This is a genomic window from Pseudophaeobacter sp. (assembly GCF_039971195.1).
Lineage (GTDB): Bacteria > Pseudomonadota > Alphaproteobacteria > Rhodobacterales > Rhodobacteraceae > Pseudophaeobacter.
Map to the genome: position 1 here is coordinate 13619 of NZ_JBDWPJ010000140.1, position 26272 is coordinate 39890.

Annotated in this window: 24 protein-coding genes; 6 read left to right on the forward strand and 18 right to left on the reverse strand. The window is 58.7% G+C overall.

Features of this window, described 5'->3' with window-relative positions; all coding sequences use genetic code 11:
• Positions 1-2 precede the first annotated feature (2 nt).
• Positions 3-575: a DUF6151 family protein gene (locus ABJP42_RS12230; RefSeq protein WP_348340718.1), complete on the reverse strand. Its 573-nt coding sequence runs from the start codon at positions 573-575 to the stop codon at positions 3-5.
• A 4-nt stretch (positions 576-579) separates the two neighbouring features.
• On the reverse strand, positions 580-1878 hold the full coding sequence (gene phaZ / locus ABJP42_RS12235) for a polyhydroxyalkanoate depolymerase (RefSeq protein WP_348340720.1): 1299 nt from the start codon (positions 1876-1878) through the stop codon (positions 580-582).
• 140 nt (positions 1879-2018) lie between these two features.
• On the opposite strand from phaZ, the gene ABJP42_RS12240 reads away from it, so the two are divergent.
• Both ABJP42_RS12240 and ABJP42_RS12245 read left to right on the forward strand, forming a co-directional pair.
• Positions 2019-3824: a PHA/PHB synthase family protein gene (locus tag ABJP42_RS12240; RefSeq protein WP_348340722.1), complete on the forward strand. Its 1806-nt coding sequence runs from the start codon at positions 2019-2021 to the stop codon at positions 3822-3824.
• 132 nt (positions 3825-3956) lie between these two features.
• Positions 3957-4400, forward strand: coding sequence for a phasin, PhaP (locus ABJP42_RS12245; protein WP_348340724.1), 444 nt, complete (start codon positions 3957-3959; stop codon positions 4398-4400).
• Between the two features lie 147 nt (positions 4401-4547).
• Here the strand turns inward: ABJP42_RS12245 and ABJP42_RS12250 are convergent, their stop codons facing one another.
• Positions 4548-5420 carry an NAD-dependent epimerase/dehydratase family protein gene (locus ABJP42_RS12250; protein WP_348340726.1) on the reverse strand — a complete coding sequence of 291 codons (873 nt, stop codon included), beginning with the start codon at positions 5418-5420 and terminating at the stop codon, positions 4548-4550.
• Positions 5421-5610: 190 nt separating this feature from the next.
• On the opposite strand from ABJP42_RS12250, the gene phaR reads away from it, so the two are divergent.
• Positions 5611-6198 (forward strand): polyhydroxyalkanoate synthesis repressor PhaR, encoded by a 588-nt coding sequence (gene phaR / locus ABJP42_RS12255; RefSeq protein WP_348340727.1) that lies wholly within the window; start codon positions 5611-5613, stop codon positions 6196-6198.
• Positions 6199-6402: 204 nt separating this feature from the next.
• Here phaR and ABJP42_RS12260 read toward each other — a convergent pair whose 3' ends face one another.
• From ABJP42_RS12260 to ABJP42_RS12330, 15 genes are all read right to left on the reverse strand, one after another.
• Positions 6403-7611 carry a DegT/DnrJ/EryC1/StrS family aminotransferase gene (locus ABJP42_RS12260; RefSeq protein ID WP_348340729.1) on the reverse strand — a complete coding sequence of 403 codons (1209 nt, stop codon included), beginning with the start codon at positions 7609-7611 and terminating at the stop codon, positions 6403-6405.
• A 144-nt stretch (positions 7612-7755) separates the two neighbouring features.
• A complete protein-coding gene (locus ABJP42_RS12265; protein WP_348340731.1) occupies positions 7756-9066 on the reverse strand; it encodes an NAD(P)/FAD-dependent oxidoreductase in 1311 nt (436 codons plus the stop codon).
• Between the two features lie 120 nt (positions 9067-9186).
• Positions 9187-10545 (reverse strand): glutamine synthetase family protein, encoded by a 1359-nt coding sequence (locus ABJP42_RS12270; RefSeq protein WP_348340733.1) that lies wholly within the window; start codon positions 10543-10545, stop codon positions 9187-9189.
• Positions 10545-11225 (reverse strand): type 1 glutamine amidotransferase, encoded by a 681-nt coding sequence (locus tag ABJP42_RS12275; RefSeq protein ID WP_348340734.1) that lies wholly within the window; start codon positions 11223-11225, stop codon positions 10545-10547. Before ABJP42_RS12275 ends, ABJP42_RS12270 begins: the two co-directional genes overlap by 1 nt.
• A gap of 60 nt (positions 11226-11285) precedes the next feature.
• Positions 11286-12605 carry a glutamine synthetase family protein gene (locus tag ABJP42_RS12280; RefSeq protein ID WP_348340735.1) on the reverse strand — a complete coding sequence of 440 codons (1320 nt, stop codon included), beginning with the start codon at positions 12603-12605 and terminating at the stop codon, positions 11286-11288.
• A gap of 158 nt (positions 12606-12763) precedes the next feature.
• Positions 12764-13570 (reverse strand): ABC transporter permease, encoded by an 807-nt coding sequence (locus ABJP42_RS12285; protein WP_348340737.1) that lies wholly within the window; start codon positions 13568-13570, stop codon positions 12764-12766.
• A complete protein-coding gene (locus ABJP42_RS12290) occupies positions 13567-14448 on the reverse strand; it encodes an ABC transporter permease (protein WP_348340763.1) in 882 nt (293 codons plus the stop codon). The genes ABJP42_RS12285 and ABJP42_RS12290 overlap by 4 nt, the downstream gene beginning before the upstream one ends.
• Positions 14449-14560: 112 nt before the next feature.
• The gene (locus ABJP42_RS12295; RefSeq protein WP_348340739.1) at positions 14561-15271 is read right to left on the reverse strand and encodes a transporter substrate-binding domain-containing protein; all 711 of its coding nucleotides are present in this window, start codon (positions 15269-15271) and stop codon (positions 14561-14563) included.
• Between the two features lie 84 nt (positions 15272-15355).
• Complete coding sequence (locus ABJP42_RS12300; protein ID WP_348340741.1) at positions 15356-16141, reverse strand: ABC transporter ATP-binding protein; 786 nt, start codon at positions 16139-16141, stop codon at positions 15356-15358.
• Between the two features lie 137 nt (positions 16142-16278).
• Positions 16279-17046: a phosphate/phosphite/phosphonate ABC transporter substrate-binding protein gene (locus ABJP42_RS12305; protein WP_348340743.1), complete on the reverse strand. Its 768-nt coding sequence runs from the start codon at positions 17044-17046 to the stop codon at positions 16279-16281.
• On the reverse strand, positions 17043-17483 hold the full coding sequence (locus ABJP42_RS12310; RefSeq protein ID WP_348340745.1) for a tellurite resistance TerB family protein: 441 nt from the start codon (positions 17481-17483) through the stop codon (positions 17043-17045). Before ABJP42_RS12310 ends, ABJP42_RS12305 begins: the two co-directional genes overlap by 4 nt.
• Complete coding sequence (locus ABJP42_RS12315) at positions 17483-17944, reverse strand: tellurite resistance TerB family protein (protein ID WP_348340747.1); 462 nt, start codon at positions 17942-17944, stop codon at positions 17483-17485. The genes ABJP42_RS12310 and ABJP42_RS12315 overlap by 1 nt, the downstream gene beginning before the upstream one ends.
• Positions 17945-18079: 135 nt before the next feature.
• A complete protein-coding gene (locus tag ABJP42_RS12320) occupies positions 18080-18373 on the reverse strand; it encodes a DUF1330 domain-containing protein (RefSeq protein WP_348340749.1) in 294 nt (97 codons plus the stop codon).
• A 196-nt stretch (positions 18374-18569) separates the two neighbouring features.
• Positions 18570-21647: a valine--tRNA ligase gene (locus ABJP42_RS12325; RefSeq protein WP_348340751.1), complete on the reverse strand. Its 3078-nt coding sequence runs from the start codon at positions 21645-21647 to the stop codon at positions 18570-18572.
• A 115-nt stretch (positions 21648-21762) separates the two neighbouring features.
• The gene (locus ABJP42_RS12330) at positions 21763-22197 is read right to left on the reverse strand and encodes an Lrp/AsnC family transcriptional regulator (RefSeq protein ID WP_348340753.1); all 435 of its coding nucleotides are present in this window, start codon (positions 22195-22197) and stop codon (positions 21763-21765) included.
• A 107-nt stretch (positions 22198-22304) separates the two neighbouring features.
• Between ABJP42_RS12330 and ABJP42_RS12335 the strand changes: the two genes are divergently transcribed.
• The 3 genes from ABJP42_RS12335 to ABJP42_RS12345 all read left to right on the forward strand — a co-directional run.
• A complete protein-coding gene (locus ABJP42_RS12335) occupies positions 22305-23456 on the forward strand; it encodes a type III PLP-dependent enzyme (protein ID WP_348340756.1) in 1152 nt (383 codons plus the stop codon).
• Between the two features lie 48 nt (positions 23457-23504).
• Positions 23505-25799, forward strand: coding sequence for a xanthine dehydrogenase family protein molybdopterin-binding subunit (locus ABJP42_RS12340; RefSeq protein WP_348340758.1), 2295 nt, complete (start codon positions 23505-23507; stop codon positions 25797-25799).
• Positions 25780-26272 (forward strand): phospholipase effector Tle1 domain-containing protein (locus ABJP42_RS12345; RefSeq protein ID WP_348340761.1); only part of this gene is annotated, 493 nt, incomplete at its 3' end. The genes ABJP42_RS12340 and ABJP42_RS12345, both read left to right, overlap by 20 nt.

Consider the following 26272-nt stretch of genomic DNA (forward strand, 5'->3'; position numbering starts at 1 on the left):
GTCTATTTGTATAGCGCGGCGCGAACCTCTTTGGAGAGCACCTCAGGCTCGGCCACCGGCTTGCCTGTGTCTGCATCAAAAAACGGGGTCTGGCGCCATAGGCCAGACAGGCGGGCGGTGATCATCCGCGAGAAGATCCCACAAACCATGCGCATCATGCCCTCATTGCGCGGAGGCTTTCCAGCACGCACCACGGCGGATCTGGCCCGCACCTTGCCTAACAGGGCCGGATCGGCGAAGAGATCAGACCGCATCCCGGCAAAGGCCAGCTGCGGTTTGGCAAGGGTATTGGCAAAGGGGGTGCCACAGCATCCCGCGTACCAGCGAAACAGGCCCTTGGGGCCAAGGCGCATCAGTTTGAGGTGCTCTGCCCCCGCGGTGATGGTGATCGCATGGGGGGCGAGTTGAAACAGATCCACGCCTTCGACCGGATCAGGCTGTTGGTGATGCAGCTCGCCAGCGCGACAATCGGGGCAGAAACACTTGATCCGGAGACCAGATTTCAACCCTTCGGCTGAGACATGCCCGGTCAGGCTGCCGCAGGAACAGGAAAAGGCGCAGTCTCCGGCCTCCATCTGATCAGGCCTTTGCCGCCTTGGTCGCGGCAGGCTTTGCCTTGGCTTTGGGTTTCTTGGCCGCTTTGGGCTTGCGGCTGTTGGCATCCATGAAATCAATCACCAGCGGGCGGATATTGTCGCGCCAGCTGCGCCCGGCAAAGATACCGTAGTGTCCGGCACCGGGCTCCACATGGCTGGCCTTTTTGCTGTCAGCCAGGCCGGTGCAAAGATCCAGCGCGGCGATACACTGGCCAGGGGCTGAAATGTCATCATTGGCGCCTTCAACGGTTTTGACCGCCACATCGGTGATCGCGCCGATATCGACCTTGTGACCATCAACGACAAATTCATTCCGGGCAATTTCGCGGGCTTTGAATACGCGCTCAACGGTGGAGAGGTAGAACTCTGCCGTCATGTCCATCACCGCCAGATATTCATCATAAAAACGGTTGTGGGCATCGTGATCCGAGGCTTCGCCACGGCTGGCGCGTTGGATCTGGTCAGAGAAGGCCTGCGAGTGGCGGTCCATGTTCATCGACATGAAAGACGACAGCTGCAGCAGGCCAGGGTAGACCTTGCGACCAACGCCTTTGTACTTAAAGCCGACGCGCTGGATCATGGTCTCTTCGAGCTGGCCCATGGTGACACGACGGCCAAAATCGGTGACTTCGGTTGGGGTTGCATCAGGGTCTACCGGACCGCCAATCAGGGTCAGCGAGGAGGGCTGCGCCTTGGGGTCCTGCTCGGCCAGATATGCGGTGGCGGCGAGGGTTAGGGGCGCTGGTTGGCAGACCGCAACGACATGGGTGTCTGGGCCGAGTTCACGCATGAAATCAACCAGATAGAGCGTATAGTCTTCGATGTCGAACTTGCCTGCAGAAACCGGAATGTCGCGGGCATTGTGCCAATCCGTGATATAGACTTCACAGTTGACGATCAGGCTTTTGACGGTGGAGCGCAGCAGGGTTGCATAGTGGCCGGACATTGGCGCGACAATCAGAACCTTGCGGGGCTGTTCTTTGCGACCGGCAACGCGGAAATGCAGCAGATCGCCAAAATCACGCTCCACAACTGGGGTGACCTCGACCAGATGGTCCTTGCCGTCTTCGCAGGTAAAGGTACGGATGCCCCAGTCGGGTTTGACGGTCATGCGGTGAAAGGTGCGTTCGGTGACTTCGCCCCAGGCTGCCATCCAGTTGAGCGCCGGGTTGGGAATGGCCGAAAAGGCGGGGTAGGAGGCCATCGACAATGCACTGGCACCCAGCCATTGGTTCATGTTCCGGGCGGTTTCCATCAAGTCGTACGACATCATATAGCGCATAAGGCTTTCCTTTTACTGGCCGCCCCAAATCCCACACAGGGGACGGAATTCATGCAGGGCCTCGGACCTTTCGTCGCTTTGGCGTAACATGGATAAACCAGTATTCTGCACAGCAGAAAGAGTATGGGGGATTCCTTAAGATGACAACAAGTGACGCATTGGACCATGGCACTTCGCCGGAACACATTGAACGCCTTAAGGAAAATATGGAACGGGTTGATCAACTCTCGCAGAAGCTGGTTGAGATCATGGCAGCCAGAAAGGGACATCACCCAGGGTTGGACGGTCCGAATCAGGAGCTCTTTGCACGTGCAGCAACCTCTTATTGGAGCGAAATCCTTCAAAACCCAGCTAAATTGATGGAACAGCAGGTGGAGTTCTGGGGGAAATCTGTACTGAACTTTGCCGAAGCGCAGCAGGCCATGGCCGCCCAGCAGCAAGAAGATGCGCCACAGCCAGCACCGGGGGATCGCCGTTTTGGCAACCCGATGTGGGACAAGAATCCCTATTTTAACTTCATAAAACAGCAGTATCTGACCAATGCCGAAACCATCCGCGCGGCGGTGGAGGAGGTCGATGATCTGGAGCCAATCGACCGGCACCGGCTCAGCTATTTCTCGGACCAGATCATCAACATGATGGCGCCGACCAATTTTCTGCCCACCAACCCGGATGCGCTGGAGAAGGCGCTGGAGACCGAGGGGCAATCGCTGATCGATGGGTTGCAGAACCTGGTCAATGATCTGGAAGCCAACAATGGTGAGTTAGTGGTGCGGCTGGCCGATGAGAGCGCCTTTGAAATCGGACGCAATATCGCCACCTCGCCCGGTGAGGTGGTCTATCGAAACCGGATGATGGAGCTGATCCAGTATCACCCCACCACAGAGACCGTGCATGATATTCCAATCGTGCTGTTCCCGCCCTGGATCAACAAATTCTATATCCTCGACCTCAAGGCGCAGAACAGCCTGATCAAATGGGTGACCGAGCAGGGCTACACCCTGTTTGTAGTTTCCTGGATCAATCCAAACGGCGATTACGCCGATGTGGGGATGGAGGAATACATCGAAGAAGGGTTCCTGACGGCGATCAACAAGGCCAAGGAGATCTGTAAGGTCAAGCAGGTCAATGCCATTGGCTATTGCATCGCGGGCACCACGCTGAGCCTGACCCTGGCCTTGATGAAAAAACGTGGCGATAAATCGGTGAAATCGGCGACCCTGTTTACGGCGCTGACGGATTTCTCTGATCAGGGGGATTTCACCCCCTTCCTACAAAATGATTTTGTCGATGCCATTGTCGAAGAGATCGGCGAGGACGGGGTGCTGCCTTCGTACATCATGGCGCGGACTTTCTCTTATCTGCGGGCCAATGACCTGGTCTATGGTCCAGCCATCCGCAGCTATATGCTAGGGGAAACCCCGCCGGCCTTTGATCTGCTCTACTGGAACGGCGATGGCGCCAATCTGCCGGGCAAGATGGCGGTGCAATATCTGCGCGGGTTGTGCCAGGGCAATGAATTTGCCGATGGCGGGTTTGAGCTCTTTGGTGAAGAACTGAAGCTCAAGGACGTTGATATCCCGCTGATGGCGATTACCTGCGAGACGGATCATATTGCCCCCTGGGACAACTGTTACAAAGGCGTGCAACAGATGGGCGGGCGCAGCAAGAATTTCATCGTGTCGCAGTCCGGCCATATCGCTGGCATCGTCAACCCGCCCAGTCGCAAGAAATACGGCCATTACACCAATGATGACCTGAAGCTGGATCCTGAGGCCTGGATGGAAGGGGCCAAGTTTAACGAAGGCTCGTGGTGGCCCCGCTGGGAAAGCTGGTTGAAGAAGCGGTCCGGCAAGCAAGTCGAGGCACGCGAGCCGGGCGATTCGGACAACCCGCCGTTGGAGCAGGCCCCCGGTAGCTATGTGCAGGCGAGAGCAAGCTCTTGATTTATTGGGCTTTGCGATAGTTTTTCTGCATTGCAGCAAGAAATATCTTGAAATGCTGCGATGCAGAAAGTATATATTCCTCATGCTGAAACGCGGGGTGGTCCCGAGATGGCAACCAGAGGAACCAGTACAATGGCTAAGACCCAAGATTTTACCGCAATGATGAAAGACATGATGGGCGCATTCCCAGTGGATACATCCGCCATGGAAGACGCCTTCAAAAACACAGCCGCGCTGAACGAAAAGCTGAGCGCTGTTGTTCTGGGCGCTGCTGAACAGTCCTCGGAGATCTCCAGCAAATGGACCAAAGACGCTTTGACCAAGATGTCTGGCATCTCCAAAGCTCAGGCTGATCCAGCCGAATATGCTAAATCCGCCACTGATTTCGCCAGCGCTTCTGCCGAAGTTGCAGCTGAGAACATGGCCGCGTTTGCTGAAGTCGCCAAAAAAGTTCAGATGGAAACCGTTGAGTTGCTGATGGCTGCCGGCAAAGACATGGGCGAAGAAGCCACTGCCGCTGTCAAAAAAGCCACCAATGACGTGACAACTGCCGCTAAAAAAGCTGCAGCGAAATAAGCAACCCAATCGGGTTGATCACCAAGCCCCGGATCATGGCTCCTCCCTGCAAATGATCCGGAGCTTGCGTGAAGAAAGGACAGGTCGCCTCGACCTGTCCTTTTTCTTTGGGCCATCTGTAACTTCTGATGGATGCACTGCGCAGGGCTAGAATTCCGCCTGAGTGAAATCGCGAATTTCCGGGCGCCAGCCGCAGAAGGCCTGGATTTTGTCGGCGCGCATTTGCTGATCCAGGGTAGGGCCCTCGGCCCAGTCGCCGTATTTGAACATCACATGTTTTCGGTTGCGTACCACATAGCTGCCGTCATGGGCATAGCGGCTGCTGATCTCTCCAAGAATTTCCCGCACCGCCACGCCGGTCTGGGCGGAGACGTTGAAATGCCCTGTGAGCTCAGGCTGTTCGGCCAACATCCGATAGGCTCGCGCCAGATCGCGGCGATGCACCAGCGGCCACCGGGTGGAGATGCTGCCCCAGACCTCCACCGGCAGACCAGAGGCGGCCTGCGACAACATCCGGGAAAACACGCCGCCGCCGTCTTCGTGGTAGACCATGGCGGGATGAATGACGCCGCAGGCGATATTGCTCCCTTGTAGCAGTCGGTTGGCGCTGTCCTGCATCCAGGAAAAGGCCGGGATCGGGCGCTGCGGACTGGTCTCCGAAGCGGTGAGATCGCCGGTCTCCCCATAGAGCCAGCAGCCCCCGGTATAGAGCACCCGCAGAGGCTGGGAGCGTCCGCGAGCTGCTTCCAGAATGGCGGTGACAGCCTGAGCATCAACCTCGCCCATGTCGGGACCAAAGGTGCTGGCCAGTTGAATGACGACATCGATCCCCTCCAGGGCTGCCTGCCAGGTCTCGGGCTGGCACAGGTCTCCCCTCCAGGGCCGCGCCCCTAGGGCGACCAGTTTTTGCGCTGAAGCCTCCGAGCGGCACAGGCCCACCACCTCATGGCTTCCCAGGACGAGTTCTGCGGTTACCGCGCTGCCGATGGAGCCCGTGCCCCCCAGGATCAAAATCTTCACGTGATCTCTCCTTGTTGCTATGGGGGAGGGTATAAAACTTCAAGTTAGGTTTAGCTCAAGCAGAAAATGACTTGTTTGGGGAGCCCTGGGGCAAGCGGCCCTGCAAGACCATAAGATTCTGCAGGCTTTTCTTTTGTTCTGCGCTCGCATAGTCTTTTTCTGCAATGCATCATGTCCGGGGAGGGACAGTATGGCGGACCAGGAAAAACCCCTGCTGATCAAGCGTTATGCCAGCCGGCGTTTGTATAACACCGAGACCAGCGACTATGTCACGCTGGAGGATATTGCGGGGTTTATCCGGGAAGGGCGCGAAGTTCAGATCGTGGATTTGAAGTCTGGCGATGACCTGACGCGGCAATATCTGCTGCAGATTATCGCTGAACACGAAAGCCGGGGCGAGAATGTCCTGCCGGTCAATGTGCTGAACGATCTGGTGCGCAGCTATATGCAGCCCGGCGGCGGGGTGATGCCACAGTTCCTGCAGGCCTCCTTTGATATGCTGCGCGACAGCCAATCGCAGATGGTTGAGAATATCTCGGCGATGAATCCGATGTCGCAGATCCCGGGGTTTGACGCGATGAAGGCACAGCAGGAAGCTTTTCTCAAGGCGATGACCAGCGGTTTGCCCGGTGGTCTGTCTGGCGGTCTTTCTGGCGGATGGGGCGGCAGCAGCCCGGTGCCAGAAGAGCCTGCCGAGGCAGAGGAGAGCGGTGAAGATTTGGATGCGATCAAGCGCCAGCTGTCCGAGCTGCAGGATAAACTGTCCAAACTGAAATAGGCCTTACCCCTTTGGGTCTGCGTGAATAGAAAAAGGAAAGGCTCCGATTGAATCGGAGCCTTTTTGTTTGAAAACAGATGGATGCCCTCAGGAAAAGGCGGGGCTCCCGCCCAAAGAAAGCCCCCCCAAAAGAGGCGCATTATTTGGTTGGGCCCGGCGCCGCGCCATGGCGCGGCGCGTCACCGTGATGTTCTGAAGGTCGGTCTAGGCCGCGGCCTGCGCCATGGTGTTGGTGACCGCGTCGATCAGGATCTGTGCGACCACGTCCAGCTCTGCCTTGGTCAGACGCACCGGCAGGCGTACATCACAGGCCTGCATCAGCATCGCCCGGGTCTGCGGCAGCTCTGGCAGATCCGAAATAAACTGCCAGTTCCAAAAGGCGCGGGCATTGTCCGCCGAGCGGCCAAAAATCTGCACCTTGACGCCAGCCTCGGCGGTGGCCTCGGAGAAGGCACTGATCTGATTAGCGCTCATGCCCACCAGATTGAACTGGATCGAATCCGGCGCGCGCTGCTCTGGCGCCAACGGCGCGGGCACGTCAAAATAGGGCGAGGCATTGAGCTTTGCCGCGACATAGTCGTGGTTCTTCAACCCGTCGCGCACCCGGCGGGCCAGTTCCGGCAGCTGCGGGCGGATCACCACAGCCGAGAGATTGCTCATCCGCAGGTTATAGAGCGGCAACTGGTTTTGCCACCTGGCAAAAGCATCCGCCAGATCCGGGCTGTTATCGCCCATGGGGCCTTTGTGCTTTTGCCAGTTGTGCTCATAGGCGCCGGACATGATCACGGCGCGGGCCACCAGATCGGCATCATCAGTAATTAGAATCCCACCTTCGCCGGCATTGATCATCTTGTAGGACTGAAAAGAGAAACAGCCGATTTTCCCAAGGGTGCCGATATTGCGCCCGTTCCAAGTGGTGCCAAGCGAATGGGCGGCATCCTCGATCACCGGAATGTCACGTGTTTCGCAGAGCGCCAGAATGGCATCCATATCAGAGGTATGGCCGCGCATATGGCTGATGATCACCGCGCTAATATTGTCCGCTAGACGGGCCTCAAAATCAGCCAGATCGATCCGATAGTTCTCCCCCACTTCGCACAGAACCGGCACACAATCGGCATGGATCACTGAAGAGGGCACAGCCGCAAAGGTAAAGCCGGGGATCAGGACACGCGCGTCACGCGGCAAATCCAGGGCCTTCAGGGACAGAAACAGCGCCGCTGAACAAGAGGAGACCGCGAGCGCGTATTTGCTCCCCAATAGGGCGGCAAATTCCTGTTCCAACAGAGCAACCGGCGCATTTTCAGGCGCGGTGTAGCGAAACAGATCGCCAGATTGCATCAGCGCATCGATTGCCTCGCGGGCCGCCTCGGGGATGGATTCCGCCGCGTGAACATTGGGAGCCTGGTTCATATTTCAAATTCCTGAATTCTGGATTTGATAAACTTAAATCAATCCGCGCCCCATGCCAAGAGCTGCTCCAAAGCGCAGCACTCTTTTTGGTGGAATTTCACAAAACTGTTGCGTCAGGCTGGATCTGACAGACCCCGCAATGGCCTAGAAACCAATCCGATCGCGCAGGGCAAACCAGGTCATGGCCAGAGCCAGCAAGGGGGATCGCATTTTGGGACCACCGGGAAAGCTGGGCGCAGGAACCCGCGACAGGGTGTCAAACCCTTCAGCCTCGCCCTGAATGGCCCGCGCCATCAGCTGTCCGGCGTGAACGGCGGTGCCAACTCCATGGCCTGAGTAGCCCGAGGCCGAGAGCACATTGGGCCCAAGCCGTGCCAGATAGGGCATCCGTTTCATGGTAATGCCCAGGGTTCCGCCCCAGGCATAGTCAACCTTCACATCCCGCAGATGTGGAAAGATCTGTCTCATCGGCTTGCGCACCAGGGATTCGATATCTGTGGGGAAGCGATATCCATAGCTTTCGCCACCGCCAAACAGCAGCCGCTTATCATGGCTAAGGCGGAAGTAATTGACCACAAACTTGCTATCCGCTACCGCCACATCACGGCTGAGCACCCTGTCGGCCCTTTCCCCCAGGGGTTCCGTGGCCACGACAAAATTATTGATCGGCATGACCCTGGCCGCCACCTGGCGGTTGAGCCCGCCAAGATAGCCGTTGCAGGCCAGGATCAAATGATTGGCCCGAACCTCGCCAGTGGTGGTCTTGACCCGCACTTCGGCACCTTCGGTGATCTCCAGAACCTCACTGCCCTCATGGATCCGGGCGCCAGCAGCAGATGCGGCACCCCCCAACCCAAGCGCTAGGTTCAGGGGGTGCAGATGCCCGGCCCCGTGGTCCAAAATCCCACCCCTATAGTCAGGTGAAGGGCACATCAGTTGGCAGTCCTCTGGCGATAGCAGCTCGATCTCACCATAGTCATAGCGATCCTGCAGCAAGCGAGCATAGTCGTGCAGATGCGAGACCTCGCGCGGGTTTGACCCAGTCCAGGCAACGCCGGGGCGCAGGTTGCAGTCTATGTCATGTTTTACGATCAGCGATTTCACCAGATCTTTGGCTTCTTCCCCCAGCTGCCACAGCTTCTGCGCCTCGGCCGCGCCAACAAAACCCTCAAGCCCCTCTTGGTCCATACGCTGGCCACTACCCAATTGGCCGCCATTGCGCCCCGAGGCGCCAAATCCAACCCGGTGCGCCTCCAGCAGCACCACATCCAGGCCCGCCTCGGCCAGGTGCAGCGCCGCCGACAGGCCAGTATAGCCGCCGCCTATGATGCAGACATCGGCGCGGGTCTCGCCCGAGAGTGGCGCAAAGGGGGCCAAGGGAGTTGCCGTGGCCGCATACCAGCTCTTGGGAAACGCGCCTTGCTGGTCATTGGAGTGCAGCAGATTTAGTCCCATAACGCACCTCTTCACACCAGACCCAGGCAGTTCCCCACCTGACCCTGGCATCATCTTTCCATAAATATTCAATTGCACTGGCCCAGCACCCCAGTGCCAGGCCAGAGCTTTTGGCAAGCCTTAGACGTTCATCAACAGATGTTCGCGCTCCCAGGGAGAGATCACCTGCAGGAACTCCTCATATTCCGCCCGCTTGACGATGCTATAGACCCGGGCAAAATCCGGCCCCAGCACCTCATGCAGCTCCGTTGCCGCCTCAAACAGATCCAGGGCGCTGCCCATCACTGGGGGAATATCGCCTTCGCCCTCATAGGCATCGCCCTTGAACTGCTTGTCGGGCTGCTGTTTCTCAATCAGGCCCAAGTAGCCACAGGCCAGCGAGACGGCGATGCCGAGATAGGGGTTGCAATCCATACCGGCGATGCGGTTTTCCACCCGTCGCGCTTCGGGGCCGGAGAGCGGGATGCGAATGCCGGTGGTGCGGTTGTCACGCGCCCATTCCAGATTGATCGGTGCGGCGTGGTCTTTGACATAGCGTCGGTAGGAGTTCACATAGGGCGCCATCACCGCAATGCCTGCGGGCAGATGGTTCTGTAGCCCGGCAATAAAGTGGAAAAACGCTTCGGTTTCTGATCCATCCTCGGCAGAGAAGATATTCTTGCCGGTCTTGCGATCCAGCACCGAGTGGTGGATATGCATCGCAGATCCCGGCTCATTCTCGATCGGCTTGGCCATGAAAGTGGCAAAACAATCGTGGCGCAGCGCCGCCTCGCGGATCAGCCGTTTGAAGTAAAACACCTCATCCGCCAGCTTGACCGGGTCGCCATGCAACAGGTTGATCTCCAACTGACCTGCGCCGCCCTCCTGGGTGATGCCATCAATCTCAAACCCCTGAGCCTCGGCAAAATCATAGATATCGTCGATAACCGGGCCAAATTCATCCACTGCCGTCATCGAATAGGCCTGACGCGCCGCAGCCGGGCGTCCAGAGCGCCCCATCATCGGTTCGATCTTCTTGGCGGGATCGATATTGCGCGCCACCAGAAAGAACTCCATCTCAGGCGCGACAACCGGATCCCAGCCCCTGTCGTGATAGAGCTGCACCACCCGTTTCAGCACATTGCGCGGGCTATAGGGGATAGGTTCACCATTGCGATCAAAGGCGTCGTGGATCACCTGCAGGGTCCAGTCCCCGGTCCAGGGAGCGGCGGTGGCGGTGGACATATCCGGATGCAGGGTCATGTCCTTTTCGATCCAGCCATCCTCATCCGCCGCCTCGGCCCAATCGCCGGTGATGGTCTGATAAAAGATGCTGTCAGGCAGGTGAAAGAAATCCTGCTTGGAGAACTTGGATGCCGGCACCGCCTTACCCCGGGCGATACCGGGGAGGTCCGAGATAACGCATTCAACTTCGTCGAGACGACGGCCCTCCAGGTAGCTGCGGGCGGCTTCGGGGAGCGCGTCAATCCAGGATGACATCAGGTCCTCTCTTTCTTCATAAACTCTGCGAGGAAGGTTGCGATATTGGGGGAATCTACCGGCGTATCAAGATGCTGGCTGGCCCGATCCAGAATGGCGTCCGGCACCACGCCGCGACCGCGCTTGTCGATCAGCCCGCCAGTGAATTCATTACTGAACTCGGGGTGCGGTTGCAGGGTCCAGATATGATCGCCATAGGCCAGGATGCCGTTTTCACAAAAATCATTCCCGGCCAGGACACGGGCCTCGGCGGGGCGCTCGATCACTTGATCCTGATGCCAGGCATTCAGCGTCACAGGCTTGCCATCCTGTTCATAGGTCACATGGCCCACGGCCCAGCCACCGTCAAATTTTGCCACCTTGCCGCCCAGAGCCTGAGCGATGATCTGATGGCCAAAGCAAATCCCGGCGAGGGGCTGCTGTTTCGTATGGATAGCTCGGATCAGCTCTTCGAGCGGCGGAATCCAGTCATGCGGCTCATAGGCACCATGGCGCGAACCGGTGATGATCCAGCCATCCGCGGCTTCAGCATCCTTGGGGAAAAGACCATCGACAACCGCAAAGGTTTCAAACTCAAACCCGTGCCCCGCCAGCAGATCGCAAAACATCTGATCATAATCGCCAGAGGCCTGGATGAGATCTTCGGGCGCGTGGCCGGTTTGCAGGATGCCAATTTTCATGAGTCACCAGATTTGATCAAAAGGGGATAGGCTGAGGCAGCGCCTCGGGGCTTGTAGCGTTCATACCGCTTCCAACCAGCTGAGCCAATGTTCATCTGACGGCAGTGTAGCAAAGCCGGCAGCCTCTTGGCGCTTGGTCATGGCGAGGTTTCGGATCATCATCTGCGGCAGGATCCGGCCCATCAGTAGGCTGTCCTCAAACAGGGTGATGGCACTTTCCCAGTCGCTGGCCAGTTGCGGCAGATCCGCGATGTCGTAGATATTGCCGCTGGAGGCCGCGGGTGGCTCCATCCTGTCCTCGATGCCCAGCATGGCGGCACCGAGCACAACTGAGAGCATCAGATAGGGGTTGATATCACCCCCGGCGGTGCGGTGTTCGATGCGCCGGGCCTTGGGGCTGCCACCGGGAATGCGGATCGCGGCGGTGCGGTTTTCATAGGCCCAAGCCGCCCCGGTCGGGGCATGGGCACCAGGCACCAGACGATCATAGGAATTGCCATGCGGGGCAAAGATCAGGGTACTGGCAGGCATCGCCGCGAGGCAACCTGCGACTGCCTGCAGCAGGAGCTCTGATCCAGTCTCGCTGCCGTCGTCAAAGACGTTGTTCCCGGCCTCGTCCACCACTGAGAAATGCACATGCATGCCATTGCCGGCTTCCTCGGCATAGGGTTTGGCCATGAAGGTTGCTGCTAGCCCGTGTTTGCGCGCAAGCCCTTTGACCAGCGCCTTAAACAGCCAGGCATCATCGGCGGCGCGCAGCGCCTCCTGGTGGTTCAGGTTAATTTCAAACTGCCCCAGACCGGCCTCGGAAATGGCCGATTGAGCCGGAACGCCCATCGCTTCGGCGCCGTCATAAAGATCGGTGAAGAAGGCGTCAAAAGCGTCCAGTTCTTCGACCGAAAGCACCGATTGCTGTGCCAGTTTGCGCCCTGTATGGGGATGCGCCGGCGGCCCTGGCTGGGCGCCGCTGTCATCCACCAGATTGAATTCCATTTCAGTGGCGGCCATGACCTTCCAGCCACGCGCCGCATAGCGGTCCAGCACCTGAGACAGAACTTGACGGGGGTCGCCTAGGAATGGCGCGCCGTCTTCGGTCTCCATCACCATTGGCACCAGCGCCGAAGGGCTGTCGAGCCAGGGCATTGGCACCGGACCCCGATTGCTGGGCTTCAAAATCCCGTCGGCATCGCCGGTTTCAAACACCAGCGGGCTGTCTTCAACATCGCGGCCCCAGATATCCACGTTGAGAGTGGAAAGCGGCATCCGGGCGGAGCCATCGCCGAGTTTGCTGGCCAGGGCCGCAGGCATACGTTTGCCGCGCATCTGGCCGTTCACATCACAGGCAGCAATGCGGATGGTTTTCAGCGTGGACAGATCCATGAGGGGCTCCTGACAAGGTGGTACCACAGTTGTAGTGCAGGAAACTGCATGAGCCAAGAGAATTTGATCAAAAGTTTGGCCTCGGGGCGCAACCCAGCAGAAAGCGCCATAAAAAATGGCTCCTGAAGGAGCCATTTCATTGCGATGATTTTGATCTTTTAGCGGATCAGGTTCAGCTTGATCTTCATCTTGGCGCGTTGGTTCTGCGGCAGGTGCCGGTTCAGCCGGGTATTGACCATGCCAAAAAGCGAGATGATCACCAGGGTCAACAGAATGAAGTAGAAGGCCAGGATCGGGTAGGGGATGAAGGGGTTGAAGGTCTTATCCGCAAAATAGTTTGCGTAGTAGAGCGCATCGCCCTTCTGTTGCCAGGCCGGAAAACCGGAGAAAAACACCAGCGTGGTCGCATGGAACAGAAAAATCGCCTCGTTGGTATAGGCGGGCCAGGCCAGCCGCAGCATGGTTGGCCAGGAAATCCGGCGAAACCGCGACCAACCAGATAGCCCATAGGCATCGGCCGCCTCAATATCGCCCTTGGGCAACGACCGCAGGGCGCCATAAAAGATGTCAGCGGAATAGGCGGCAGTGTTGAGGAACAAGACGATCAGCGCTCCGGCCCAGGCCGAAGATAGTGGGTCAAACAGGCTGGAAACGCTTTTGAGCTTCAAAAACAGGAAATAGGCAAAGAAGAACTGGATGAACAGCGGCGAGCCGCGGAATAGGAAGATAAACCACTCGGCTGGCTTTCGCGCCCAGCGGGATTGGGCGTTTTTGCCCACAGCCAAGAGGGTCGCCAGCACAAAACCAACAGCAACTGCGATGATGCCAAAATAGATGTTCCACAGCAGGCCAGAGCCGATCAGGGTAAACTGCTCACAAAGGGTGAAGTCACTGCGCGGCAGCAGGCGTTCGCCGTAGCCAAAGGAGCGGAAAGCATAGTCCTGGATGGTTTGAATACAGCTCATGACGCATTCCTTTGCGCTTCACCACTGACGGTGGCCTGGCCGTGGGACAAGCGGGCCGAGATACGGTCCAGCACTCGCTCAGAGACATAGGTGAACAAAAGGTAGAAGACCAAAAGCCCCAGGAAATACCACATCCGCCAATCGGTGTGCGGATAGGCGGTGAACTTGGCGGTTTTTGACCCGCCCAACTCGCGGGCCCAATAGACGATGTCTTCGACACCCAGCAGAAACAACAAGGGCGTGGCCTTGATCAGCACCATCCAAAGGTTGGACAGGCCTGGCAATGCATAGGTCCACATTTGTGGCACCAGGATGCGCCAGAAGGTCTGCCGGTGGCTGAGCCCATAGGCCTCGGCGGTTTCGATCTGCGTATGAGGCACGGCCTGCATGGCGCCAAACAGCACATTGGCGGCAAAGGCGCCAAACACGATGGCAAAGGTCAGGACTGCCAGGGCAAACCCATAGGTCTCATGCACCCATTGCGCAGAATCTCCCAGCGGCATCTTGGCAATATCGCAGACAATAAAATCGCTGCCCTGACGAATGGGTTGATCCCAATCCGGGCATTTCACCTTGTGGCGTAGATATTCGATGCCCTGGTCTAGGGCGATGACAAAGAAGAGGAAAAAGGCGATGTCTGGAACACCCCGCACCACCGCGATATAGCCCCGGCCCAGCCAGCTGAGTGGCGCAAAGCGTGCCCGCGCCGCCATGGCGCCGCCAAAACCAAACAGCATGGCCGAAGGGGCGGCAAAGGCCAGAAGCAAAAGCACAGTTCCAAAGGAGACGTAGAAAGCCATGTGCTTTCCGGTGGTGAGATAGCAGCTCATCCACTGAAAGGTCTCAAGAGTGGACGGGTCAGAGCAGAAGGAGAAGATGGCGGACCTCATCGTCTGGATCAGCACAGGGCTAAGTATGTTCCCAGTGCCGAGAATGTGAAAAGGGAGGCTGATGCCCCCCTTTATCAGAAGCGTGTTTTAGGAGGGGGGCTTACCAGGTGCCGCCAACTTCCCATTTTTCGATCAGCGTGTTCAGGCTGCCGTCTTCTTTCATCGAAGTGATGGCCGCGTCGAACTTGGCGCGAACCTCGTCATCGCTTTCGCGGAAGGCCATGCCGATACCACCGCCGAGAGGCACATCGTCGCCAACAAAGATCAGATCGGAGGCTTCGACTTCGGGCTCCAGGTAGTCTTTGTCTGCGATAACCGCATCGGCTTCGCCAGCGCGTACGGCTGCCAGTGTTTCATCCGGGGTGGGGTATTCCACCAGGGTGGCACCGGTGTCGACAACATGGCTGGACTGGATGGTGGCGGTCTGGGCTGCGATCACGCCGCCTTTGAGGTCCACATCAGCCGACAGGGCCGCGTAGGCAGAAGGCGATGGAGGGGTGTAGCCCTGGGTGAAGTCAACAACTTCTTCGCGCTCTGCGGTGATCGACATGCCGGCGATGATAGCGTCGTAGTTGCCGGACACCAGGTTTGGAATGATCGAATCCCAGTCATTGGTGACCCACTCACAGGTCAGTTCAGCGCGTTTGCACAGCTCATCGCCCAGCTCGCGCTCAAAACCGTCAACTTCGCCATTGTCGTTGAGGAAGTTGTAGGGAGGGTAGGCGCCCTCGGTGCCCAGACGGACAGTATCGGCCAGACCCATGCCAGCGGAGAGGGCCAGCGCTGCAGTGCTAAGAATAAGTGACTTCATTTTAGTACTCCCAGTTTGTATTTTTGGTTGTTGGTTTCTTCTTTTGGTCACCAGGGCCAGGGTCTGGCCCCGATGAAGGATCGTTCAGGACTTGCGCATGTGCCGCGTCGGCGACAGGAAGGCACGCAACCGGTCAGATTGCGTATTGCCAAAGACCTCGTCGGCACTGCCTTGTTCTTCGACTAGGCCCTGGTGCAGGAACACAACCTGGTCAGAGACATCGGCGGCCAGATTCATATCGTGGGTCACAATCATCATGGTCCGACCTTCGGCGGCCAGATCCTTGATTACTTTGACAACTTCCTGTTCCAGTTCGGGATCGAGGGCAGAAGTTGGTTCGTCAAACAACAGTGCTTCGGGCTCCATACAGAGCGCGCGGGCAATTGCGGCGCGCTGTTGCTGGCCCCCAGACAGCTGAGCCGGGTAGGCGTCACATTTGTCGCCAATACCAACCTTATCGAGGTATTTGCGGGCGGCAGATTCGACCTCACCGGGCTCTCGTTTCAGCACGGTGACGGGGGCCTCCATGACGTTCTGCAGAATCGTCATATGGGCCCAAAGATTGAACTGCTGGAACACCATCGACAGATTGGTGCGGATACGCAGGACCTGCTTGGCGTCACTCGGGCGACGCTGCAACCCCTGTCCGGTCCAGGAAATCGGTTCACTCTTAAAGAGGATTTCGCCTTCCTGACTGTTTTCCAAAAGGTTACAGCAACGCAGCAGGGTGGATTTTCCGGATCCCGAGGACCCAATCAACGAAACAACGTCGCCGCGGTTTGCGGTGATATTGACACCTTTGATTACTTCCAACTCCCCATAGGATTTATGCAGGTCGCGGATTTCGAGTACAGGTGCCGGATTGGTCAAAGCGATTTCGCCCAGTTGTGAAAAACTTGCACTAATTGGACTGAAAAAATGTCTGAATGCAATGTTAAAACCGGGCGGATTTGGCGGGAACTTGGCAAAGGGGGGTGAAAAACAGGCAAATCGGAAGGCCGTGCGGGTTAGGTGCGTGCCTTGATCTTGAGACCAGTAAGCACGGGGCCGGGCGGGGTTGGGACGGCCAGGTAATCGCTGGTGGGAATATGGAGAAATCCTTTGAGATGCAAAGCCTCGCGGCTCTCGGTGTCCAGCGCCTCAATGGCGGATTTTACTGCAATAAAAAGCTGCGCCGGATCCTGTTTCAGGGAGGTAATAAAAGGCAGGCCGGGGGTGGCGACGGTGCGTTCGATCACGGTCAGATCACTGGCAAAATCATCATGCTCCAGGATCAGAGCCCAGGACAGCATGTCCAGCGCGGCAAAATCAGCATGGCCTTCTGCGACAGCCTGTGCAGAGGCCTGGTGGCCGCCGGTTTCAATCAGTTCGCCGGGCAGAATACCAAGATCCTGCATGTGTATGAGCGGGGCAGCCCAGCCGGATTGTGACAGCGCGTCATTATAGGCAAAGCTGGCGCGATCAAACTGTTCCAACCTTGGCTGGGCTTCTGATTTTTTGACTACAAAGACACTGCGGTAAAACCCGGGGGCGCAGTCAGGCAGGCCATAATCCGGGGTGCCAATCAGCTCTACCTCGCCATAAAGCCGGGTGCGAAAGGGGCAGCCACAGGTCTGCGCCAGCATCAGGTTGGGGGATTGCCAGGCAGTCCAGGGATCTATGTTGCGGTTCAGGGTCTCGGGGCCCTGTTCCAGGTTCTTGCGAATCGCAGACCAGAGTTGATCATTGGCAGCGGCCGTTTCGGGGCGATCATACATGCCCAGATAGGCGATCATGTAGCGGCCTCCACCCGTCTGCGGGCCTTGGCGCTGTCGACGTCACTGACCCCCAACAGATTGGAGGAGAGTCGCATCAGCGCATCCTCGCCATCATCCCGGTGACCATCCGCCATGACCACCTGCCACAGGGCTTCGACAACGCCAATGCGGTCGTCATAGGCGACGGCCTCTTTGATGGCGCGGGTAAAGCGCACCGTGTCGGGGGCTTCGGCCTCCATCGCCTCGGCCTGTTCGCGCAGGATGATGGCGCCGCCAATATCCTGGTTGAACCGGCTGCGGATGATGCGGTCGATGCGGTCCTTTTCCACTTCGGAATAGTTGTGATCCGAGCGGGCAATGCGCACCAAAAGCGCGGTCAATGCCAGGCGGGCGCCGTCATCCGTCAACGGTTCCGGTGCCGGAGCCAATAAGCGGTTCAAAATCTCTTTAAACATCATTCGTCCTCTAGGCTTGCCGCGAGCTTGGCCAGCGCCTTGGCGCGGGCAGCCTCATTGTCCGCAAAGGACAGTCCCATGGCCTTATAGGCCTCTTCCAAAATACGGACTTCGCCCTCGTGCTCATTGTGGTCGGCCAGAACCACCTCCCAGAGCGCATCCAATGCCGCGAGCCGTTCATCCAGCCCGGTGGTTTCGCGGATCAAGCGGCCAAAAGTATCGGTCTCGGGCGCGGCGGAATGCAGTTTTTCGCAGGTGGCGCGCACTTTGGCGGCCTCCAGCGCATCATGCTGATAAAGCCGCGCCAGGATGCGATCAATCAAGCTGATCTCTTCGACTTTATACTCGCGATCCGACTGCGCCACCCGCACCAGCAAGGCACCCAATGCCAATTCGGCATCCGGATCCGGCAATGCGGGGGTGTCAGTGGGCCGAAAGGCCTGAAAAAACTTTTTGAGCATGCCAAAGATACTCCGTTTATGGATGGGCCATCTGCAGGGCGGGAACCAGCAGGGGCCGCAGGTTGCAATTTTCCTTTGGACCCGGAGGCCCGTCAGGCGCGCGCGTCAGAAAGGCCAGACGCGCAGAGCCAGGTCTTAGCCATCGTAGCCTTCGACAATTTCCATATCCCCGGTCGAGACCGGATCTCGCAGGGCTTTGGCGTCTTGATAGGCAACAGAATCATAGCAGGCCTTGGCGGTGGCAAAATCCTTGAACTCGATCACCACGGTGCGAGCGCGCATGGCGCCTTCGCGGACTTCCTTGGCGCCGCCGCGCACCAGAAAGCGCGCGCCATAGTCGGCAAAGGGGGCCGCATTGGCGGCAATATAGTCCTTGTAGCGCTCCAGATCCTCGACATCGACATGCGCCACCCAATAGCCTTTTGCCATCTCCGCTTCTCCCTCATGTACTTTGTAACAAGCTGATACAGAACCAATGCAAACACAATGGTGAGCTGTCAGTCATTTTCCCCCTAAGCGGGTGAAGTGAGCGCAGATTAACAGAAAAATCAGGGATCAGGCCACGAAAAACGCCCGCTCAGGGGCGGGCGTTTTGCAATCATTTGACCAAAAGGGGCAGGGGAGCCTAGCCGATTTCCTGCAGACGCGACAGGGCGTCTTTCAGCTTGGCTTCCTCTTCTTCGCGAAGGGCGAGGTTCTCGCGGGCCTCTGCCACCACCTCATCCGGCGCCGAGGCGACAAATTTGGGGTTCTTGAGCCGGCCACGCAGCCCGCCCAATTCCTTGGCCAGTTTGCCCAGGTTCTTTTCCAGACGCGCCTTTTCCGCATCGACATCGATGATGTCGGCCAGCGGCAGGCCAAAGCTGGCACCGGGGGCGGCAACTGAGGCGCAGCCTTTGGGGAAGCTTTCCACCTGATCCAGGCTCACCACACGGGCGAGCTTTTTGATCATAGCCTCATTGGCCTCCCAGGCGGCGCGGGCGGCATCGTCGAACTGGGTGACCAGCATCGGAATCTTGGAGCCTGCCGGCACATTCATCTGCGCCCGGGCCGAGCGGATGTTCTCGATGCATGTGATGACCCAGGTCATTTCCGTATCGGCCGCCTCATTGACCAGCTCAGGACCATAGGTCGGCCAGTCTTCATGCACCAGCATAGTGTCGCGCTTGGCTGTCTTGCCCCAAAGCTCTTCGGTGATGAAGGGCATGATCGGGTGCAAAAGCACCATGCATTGATCCAGCACCCAGCCCAAGGTCTGGCGGGTCTCGGCAATTACCGCCTCATCCTCTGAGCCAAACAGCGGCTTGGAGAGTTCGATATACCAGTCACAGACCTTGCCCCAGACAAAGGCATAAAGCGACAGCGCGGCATCGTTGAAGCGGTAAGCCTCAAGGGCTGCATCCACCTCAACGCGGACCTTGGCAGTCTCACCAATGATCCACTGGTTCACCGCAGCCTTGGCCTCGGGGCAGGAGTAGCCGGGTTTAGTTTCGTCATAGACCTCGTTGAAATTGGCAAAGTTCACTGCGTTCCACAGTTTGGTGCCAAAGTTCCGGTAGCCGGAGATACGCTGCATATCCAGTTTCAGCACGCCGCCCAAGGATGCCATGGAAGCATTGGTAAAGCGCAGCGCATCGGCGCCGTACTCATCGATGATTTCCAGCGGATCCACCACGTTGCCGGTGGATTTGGACATCTTCTTGCCCTTGGCATCGCGCACCAGCCCATGCAGATAGACGGTGTCGAATGGGATGCGCTGCTCGACGGGGAGGTCGGGGTCCAGAACCGCCATCTGCATCATCATCATCCGCGCCACCCAGAAGAACAGGATGTCCTGTCCGGTCACCAGGGTCGAGGTCGGGAAGTATTTCGAGGTCTCCTCAGACCATTCCGGCCAGCCCAGTGTGCCAATCGGCCAGAGACCTGAGGAGAACCAGGTGTCCAGCACGTCGGGGTCGCGTTCCAGGTAGATCACACCATCCCAAGAGCCATCTTTGTTAATCGCCCAAGTATCTTCTGCCTCGTCATCTCCACGATGAGCCAAACGGACCTGAGTTCCGTAATACTCGGCAGCTTGCGCAAAAGCATCCTCGGCATTTGAGGCACAGAATGCCTTTTTGTTGTCGGTGAAAGGCTGATCGGCAGATTTGAAACCAGCCTCAGAAAGCTCCGGCCCGTACCAAACCGGAATCTGGTGGCCCCACCACAGCTGGCGCGAGATGCACCAGGGCTCGATGTTTTCCAGCCAGTGGTAATAGGTCTTCTCGCCGCTTTCGGGCAGGATCTTGACGGTGCCGTCTTTCACCGCGTCCAGGGCTGGGCCAACGATCTTGTCGGTCTCAACAAACCACTGGTCGGTCAGCATCGGCTCGATCACCACCTTGGAGCGATCCCCAAAGGGCTGCATGATCGGTTTGCTCTCAACATAGGGCACAGAGGTTGTCACCTCAGTCTCGTTGCCCTCGTCGTCTTTGACCTTTGTGGTCTCGGTGACCAATACTGCCAGACCTTCGGCGGTGATGTCAGCGATCACGGCTTTGCGGGCGTCTTCGCGGCTGAGGCCACGGTATTCTTCCGGCACCAGGTTCATTGCGGCGATGCTGGCCTCGGTGAACTCCTGTTCGCCATTGGCAATCGCCTGGGCGGCGGTGGCCTCCGCGACATAGGGCGCGCCATCAGCGCGCATATTGGCCTTGGTGTCCATCAGGTTGTACATCGGAATGCCGCCGCGCTTGGCGACCTGATAGTCATTGAAATCATGGGCGCCGGTGATTTTCACCGCGCCCGAGCCAAAGTCCTTGTCGGGGTATTCATCTGTGATGATCGGAATCAGGCGGCGCTGCGCCTTGGGGCCAACCGGGATTTCACAGAGCATACCAACGATGGGCGCGTAACGCTCATCCGACGGGTGCACCGCAACCGCGCCGTCACCCAGCATGGTTTCGGGACGTGTCGTAGCGATGGAGATGTAGTCGCGGGTTTCACTCAGCGTGACATTGCCGTCTTCATCTTTCTCGACGTACTCATAGGTCGCGCCACCCGCCAGCGGGTATTTGAAGTGCCACATATGGCCGGGGGTCTCGATGTTCTCGACTTCGAGGTCCGAGATCGCGGTCTCAAAATGCGGGTCCCAGTTGACCAGACGCTTGCCGCGATAGATCAGACCCTTGTTGTACATCTCCACAAAGACCTTGATCACGGCATCGTGGAAGTTGGGCGAGTTCTCGTGGCCGGTGCGGGTGTCGCCATGGGCGCCTGCCATGGTGAAGGCGGTGCGGTCAAAATCACACGACGCACCAAGGCGTTTCAGCTGGTTGATGATGGTGCCACCAGACTGCTCTTTCCACTCCCAGATCTTGGCGAGGAAATCAGGGCGGCTAAAGTCTGTGCGCTTCTTGCCATCCTTGGCCAGCTCGCGCTCCACCACCATCTGGGTCGCAATACCGGCGTGATCGGTACCGGGCTGCCAGAGGGTGTCAAAGCCCTGCATGCGCTTCCAACGGATCAGGATATCCTGCAGCGTGTTGTTGAAGGCATGGCCCATGTGCAGAACGCCGGTGACATTGGGCGGTGGGATCATGATGCAATAGGTCGAGGCCTCGGGCTTGGCATTGGCGCCAGCCTTAAAGCAGCCAGCCTCTTCCCAGGCTTTGTAAAGGCGGCTTTCTGCTTCGGCCGCGTCGAATGTCTTGTCCAGTGCCATGAGGGTCGTCCTGCGTCGGTTGAATTCGGGGTTGCGCCTCCAATAGCGAATGGGGGCGCAAAGGGAAAGGTATCGCTGGGATTGGCGGTAAAATGGTCGGTGACGTAGGCTGTGCCTAGGCGGTTCGGTCCAGTTTTGTCGCCAGATGGATCAGGCTCTCGGAGGAGCGCACGCCACGCGCTTCCCCGATGCGATCAATGGTCTCGTCCAGCTCGGTGGTGCTTTGCGCAACCACCTGGGCCAAAAGATCAAAGCGCCCGGATGTGGTATGCACCACCTCAACACCCGACAGGCTACGCAGCCGCGACAGCACCTCGGGACCGGAGCGCGGCTCGATCGAGATAAGCACCGTGGCCTGCAACGGTGGCCGCGCTGCAGCCGAGGCCCGCAGGGTATAGCCTTCGATGACGCCAGAGGTTTCCAGCCGCTCGATCCGGGCCTGCACGGTGGTGCGGGCCAGCCCCAATGCACGGGCGAGATCGGCCACGGGTCGGCGGGCGTTTTCCCGCAACAGGGTCAAAAGCTGCTGGTCAGTTTCGTCGGATTTCATGCCGCGACCTCTTATGTGCCGATGTTTTTCGTCACTTTAGTCAAAATGCCGGGGGAAATCGACGGTAAAACGCCGGAAAATAAGCAAAACACATGAGGCTTTACCCTATGCAGCAGATCCCACCGCTCTGGCTTGACCCCGAAACCCACCTGGCACGGCATAATCCGGATCAGCCGATCCTGTATTTTTCGCCCCGGGTTTTGCATCAGGTGGCAGAGCGGTTTCAGGCGGGGTTTGACGGGTTGGTCACCTATGCGGTGAAGGCCAACCCGCACCAGGCAGTACTCTCCAATCTGGTGGCGGCGGGGATTTCCGCCTTTGATGTGGCCTCGCCGGCGGAAATGCAGGCGGTGCGGCTGGCCAGCCCAGATGCGATGATGCATTACAACAACCCGGTGCGCTCAGCAGCCGAGATTGACGCGGGCATTGCCCATGATGTGGCCAGCTGGTCGGTCGATGAGCTGTCGGAGCTGGATAAGCTTTCTGGGGTACCCCGTGAGAAGGAAATCGCCGTGCGTTTTGCCCTGCCAGTGGAGGGCGCTGCTTACGATTTTGGCAGCAAATTTGGTGCGGCTCCGGAAGAGGCGGTTGAGCTGCTGCAACGGGTCGCAGCTGAGGGCTGGACGCCCGCCCTGTGTTTCCACCCCGGTACCCAATGCGAGGACGCGGCGGCCTGGGTTGCCTATATCCATGCAGCCAAACGCATCGTTGACGCCGCAGGCGTGCCCATCGTGCGGCTCAATGTCGGCGGTGGCTTTGCGGCCAATCGTGATGGTCAGGCCCCGGATCTGGAGCGGGTCTTTGCCGCCATCAACGGTGCGGTCGTCGAGGCCTTTGGCCCCGACCATCCGCAGCTGATCTGTGAGCCTGGTCGGGCGATGGTCTCGGAAAGCTTCACCCTGGCGGCGCGGATCAAGGCGATGCGCAAAGGTGGCGAAGTTGTCTTTCTCAATGATGGCATCTACGGCGGGCTGGTTGATATCCGCGATATGGGGCTTCCGGGCAGGGTCGAGGTGGTGAATGCCTCTGGCCAGCACCGGGCGGCACCACGCCGCCCACGGGTGGTTTTTGGCCCCACCTGTGACAGTCTGGACCGGTTGCCGGATGGATTGCCGCTGCCCGAAGATACCCAGAGCGGCGACTTTGTTTTGTTCCCCGGACTGGGCGCCTATTCCTCTGCCATGAGCACGCAGTTCAACGGCTACGGACTTTCTGACGTGGCGACGGTGATCGAGCTCTCTGGACAAGCGCGCCCCTGAGGCTAATGTCCCCCTGAAAGCATCAGCCAGCGCGAACAGGGGGCGAGCATGAAAAAATTTGGAAAAAGTCAGCCGGTCAAACGGGTCGAGGATGTTCGGTTCCTGACCGGACATGGACGTTACATCGAAGACTGCGCCCCCGAAGGCGCCCTGCGGGCCTGGGTTCTGCGCAGCCCGGTGGCCCATGGGGTGATCTCTACCCTGGATCTGCAAGAGGCCCGCGCCGCCGAGGGTGTGCAGATGGTGCTCACTTTGGCGGATCTGCAGGCGGCTGGCATGACCACCACCATGGATTTCACCGTGGTGAAAAACCGCGACGAGAGTGACGGCGCCGCGCCGGAACGCCATATGCTGGCCAACGGGCGGGTGCGTTTTGTCGGCGAACCGATTGCGGTGGTGATTGCCGAGACCCTGGATCAGGCCCGCGATGCAGGCGAGCTCATTGAGTTGGATATTGAGGATCTGCCGGTAAAGCTGGATCTGAACGCTGGCGGTGAGCCGCTGCACCCGGAGGCGCCAACCAACAGCGCTTTTGACTGGGGCATGGGCGATGAGGCGGCAACCAACGCCGCCTTTGACGTAGCGGCCCATACTGTCTCGTTGCAGGTGGAGGACAATAGGATCATCGTCAACGCGATGGAGCCAAGGGGTTGTTTTGCCACCTGGGAACAGGAGCGCTTGCATTTCACCTATGGTGGCCAGGGCGTCTGGGGCGCCAAAAGTCAGCTGGCAGCCAAACTGGCGCTGGACGAAGAGGCCGTGCATGTGGTGACACCTGATGTGGGCGGTGGCTTTGGCATGAAGGCGATGACCTATCCGGAGTATTTTGTAGTCGCCCATGCAGCCCGTGCGCTGAAAAAACCAGTGTTCTGGATGTCGGACCGCACCGAGGCGATGCTGAGCGATAATGGCGGCCGCGATCTCACCTCCCTGGCGGAACTTGCCTTTGACGAGGACCTCAAGATAACCGCCTACCGGGTGCAGACCCGCTGCAATCTTGGGGCCTATAATTCGCAGTTTGGCCAGCCGATCCAGACCCAGCTGTTCAGCCGGGTTCTGGCCGGGGTCTATGATATCAAAACCGCCTGGCTGCAGGTGGAGGGCATCTATACCAATACCACCCAGGTGGATGCCTATCGCGGCGCTGGCCGTCCCGAGGCGATCTATGTGCTGGAGCGGGTGATGGACCACGCCGCACGCGATATGGGCGTCGATCCCTTTGAACTGCACCGCCGCAATTTCATTGCTCCGGCCAATTTCCCCTATGCCACCGTGACTGGTGAAAGCTACGACGTTGGCGATTTTGGCATGATCCTGTCGCGCGCTATGGAAGAGGCCGATACCGAGGGCTTTGCCGCTCGTCGCGCAGCGGATGCCGCGACGGGCAAACTGCGCGGCCTTGGCCTGTGTTACTATATCGAAAGTATTTTGGGCGATCCTTCAGAGGGGGCGGAAGTCGAGTTTCTGGAGGATGGAAGGGTGAATATCTACGTCGGAACGCAGAGCAACGGGCAGGGGCATGAAACTGTCTATGCGCAGTTCCTTGCGGACCAGACGGGGATTCCAGCTGAGATGATCACCACCATCCAGGGCGATAGTGACCGCATTGCCAAGGGCGGCGGCACGGGGGGGTCGCGTTCGGTGACCACCCAGGCCAATGCCACCCTGGCAACGGTGGATGTGATGGTTGCCGCATTCACACCCTTCCTGGCGCAGGAAATGGGCGTCGAGGAAGAGGCGGTGAATTTTGATGGCGAGACCTTCCGGGCGCCGGGCTCCAATCTGACGCCTTCCATGCTGGAGGCCGCAGAGATGGCCCGCGCGCAGGGACGGCTTGATTTGCTGCGTCACGCGGCGCGGGCGCAACTGCCGGGACGCTCGTTTCCAAACGGCGCCCATATCGCGGAAGTTGTGATCGACCCCGAGACCGGCAGCTGTGCAGTAGAGCGCTATACGGTTGTTGATGATTTTGGCAACCTTATCAATCCGATGCTGGCCGAAGGTCAGGTGCATGGCGGGGTTGTTCAGGGGCTTGGTCAGGCGATGATGGAGCATGTGGTCTATGACGAGGAAGGCCAGCTGCTCACGGCAACGTTTATGGACTATGCCTTGCCGCGTGCCGCTGACGTCCCCATGATTGGGTTTACCTCTGAGCCGGTGCCTTCGACCCAGAACCCGATGGGGATGAAGGGCTGTGGAGAAGCAGGCACGGTTGGCGCCCTGGCGGCGCTGGCCAATGCGGTCCAGGATGCCACCTGGGAGCGGGGATTGCGGCAGGTGGACATGCCGTTCACACCGTTGAAACTATGGGAAGCCTTAAGGGATGGTACTGAAGCAGCTTAGTAAACACCTTCTGGGATGGCTCGGGCGCCCTTTGCGCTCGGAGCATTCCGGTGAGGCCAAGCTGCGGGGGCCGCAGGCCCATGTGATCATTCTCGATGGCACCATGTCGACCCTGGAACCCGGCCATGAAACCCATGCGGGCAGGCTCTATCAGATGTGCCTGGAGCAGGGGGCTGAGGTCTCGGTTTTTTATGAAGCCGGCGTGCAATGGACCGGATGGGGAAGCGCGCCGGATGTGGTTTTGGGCCGTGGCATCAACCGGCAGATCCGTCGCGCCTATGGCTACCTGGCTTCGCGCTATCGCCCCGGCGACCGGATCTACCTGATGGGTTATTCCCGCGGAGCCTATGCGGTGCGTTCGCTGGCGGGTGTCATCGGCGAGGTCGGACTGCTCAAGGCCGAACACGCAACGGTGCGCAATATCCGCACCGCATACAGGCACTATCAGCGCGGCGGCTCTGCCTATGTCACGG

Bases quoted from the DNA above. Each gene is read 5' to 3' on its own strand.
- ABJP42_RS12230 (WP_348340718.1), bottom strand. From the start codon at position 575: ATGGAGGCCGGAGACTGCGCCTTTTCCTGTTCCTGCGGCAGCCTGACC.
- phaZ (WP_348340720.1), bottom strand. From the start codon at position 1,878: ATGCGCTATATGATGTCGTACGACTTGATGGAAACCGCCCGGAACATG.
- ABJP42_RS12240 (WP_348340722.1), top strand. From the start codon at position 2,019: ATGACAACAAGTGACGCATTGGACCATGGCACTTCGCCGGAACACATT.
- ABJP42_RS12245 (WP_348340724.1), top strand. From the start codon at position 3,957: ATGGCTAAGACCCAAGATTTTACCGCAATGATGAAAGACATGATGGGC.
- phaR (WP_348340727.1), top strand. From the start codon at position 5,611: ATGGCGGACCAGGAAAAACCCCTGCTGATCAAGCGTTATGCCAGCCGG.
- ABJP42_RS12260 (WP_348340729.1), bottom strand. From the start codon at position 7,611: ATGAACCAGGCTCCCAATGTTCACGCGGCGGAATCCATCCCCGAGGCG.
- ABJP42_RS12265 (WP_348340731.1), bottom strand. From the start codon at position 9,066: ATGGGACTAAATCTGCTGCACTCCAATGACCAGCAAGGCGCGTTTCCC.
- ABJP42_RS12270 (WP_348340733.1), bottom strand. From the start codon at position 10,545: ATGTCATCCTGGATTGACGCGCTCCCCGAAGCCGCCCGCAGCTACCTG.
- ABJP42_RS12275 (WP_348340734.1), bottom strand. From the start codon at position 11,225: ATGAAAATTGGCATCCTGCAAACCGGCCACGCGCCCGAAGATCTCATC.
- ABJP42_RS12280 (WP_348340735.1), bottom strand. From the start codon at position 12,605: ATGGATCTGTCCACGCTGAAAACCATCCGCATTGCTGCCTGTGATGTG.
- ABJP42_RS12285 (WP_348340737.1), bottom strand. From the start codon at position 13,570: ATGAGCTGTATTCAAACCATCCAGGACTATGCTTTCCGCTCCTTTGGC.
- ABJP42_RS12295 (WP_348340739.1), bottom strand. From the start codon at position 15,271: ATGAAGTCACTTATTCTTAGCACTGCAGCGCTGGCCCTCTCCGCTGGC.
- ABJP42_RS12305 (WP_348340743.1), bottom strand. From the start codon at position 17,046: ATGATCGCCTATCTGGGCATGTATGATCGCCCCGAAACGGCCGCTGCC.
- ABJP42_RS12310 (WP_348340745.1), bottom strand. From the start codon at position 17,483: ATGTTTAAAGAGATTTTGAACCGCTTATTGGCTCCGGCACCGGAACCG.
- ABJP42_RS12315 (WP_348340747.1), bottom strand. From the start codon at position 17,944: ATGCTCAAAAAGTTTTTTCAGGCCTTTCGGCCCACTGACACCCCCGCA.
- ABJP42_RS12320 (WP_348340749.1), bottom strand. From the start codon at position 18,373: ATGGCAAAAGGCTATTGGGTGGCGCATGTCGATGTCGAGGATCTGGAG.
- ABJP42_RS12325 (WP_348340751.1), bottom strand. From the start codon at position 21,647: ATGGCACTGGACAAGACATTCGACGCGGCCGAAGCAGAAAGCCGCCTT.
- ABJP42_RS12330 (WP_348340753.1), bottom strand. From the start codon at position 22,197: ATGAAATCCGACGAAACTGACCAGCAGCTTTTGACCCTGTTGCGGGAA.
- ABJP42_RS12335 (WP_348340756.1), top strand. From the start codon at position 22,305: ATGCAGCAGATCCCACCGCTCTGGCTTGACCCCGAAACCCACCTGGCA.
- ABJP42_RS12340 (WP_348340758.1), top strand. From the start codon at position 23,505: ATGAAAAAATTTGGAAAAAGTCAGCCGGTCAAACGGGTCGAGGATGTT.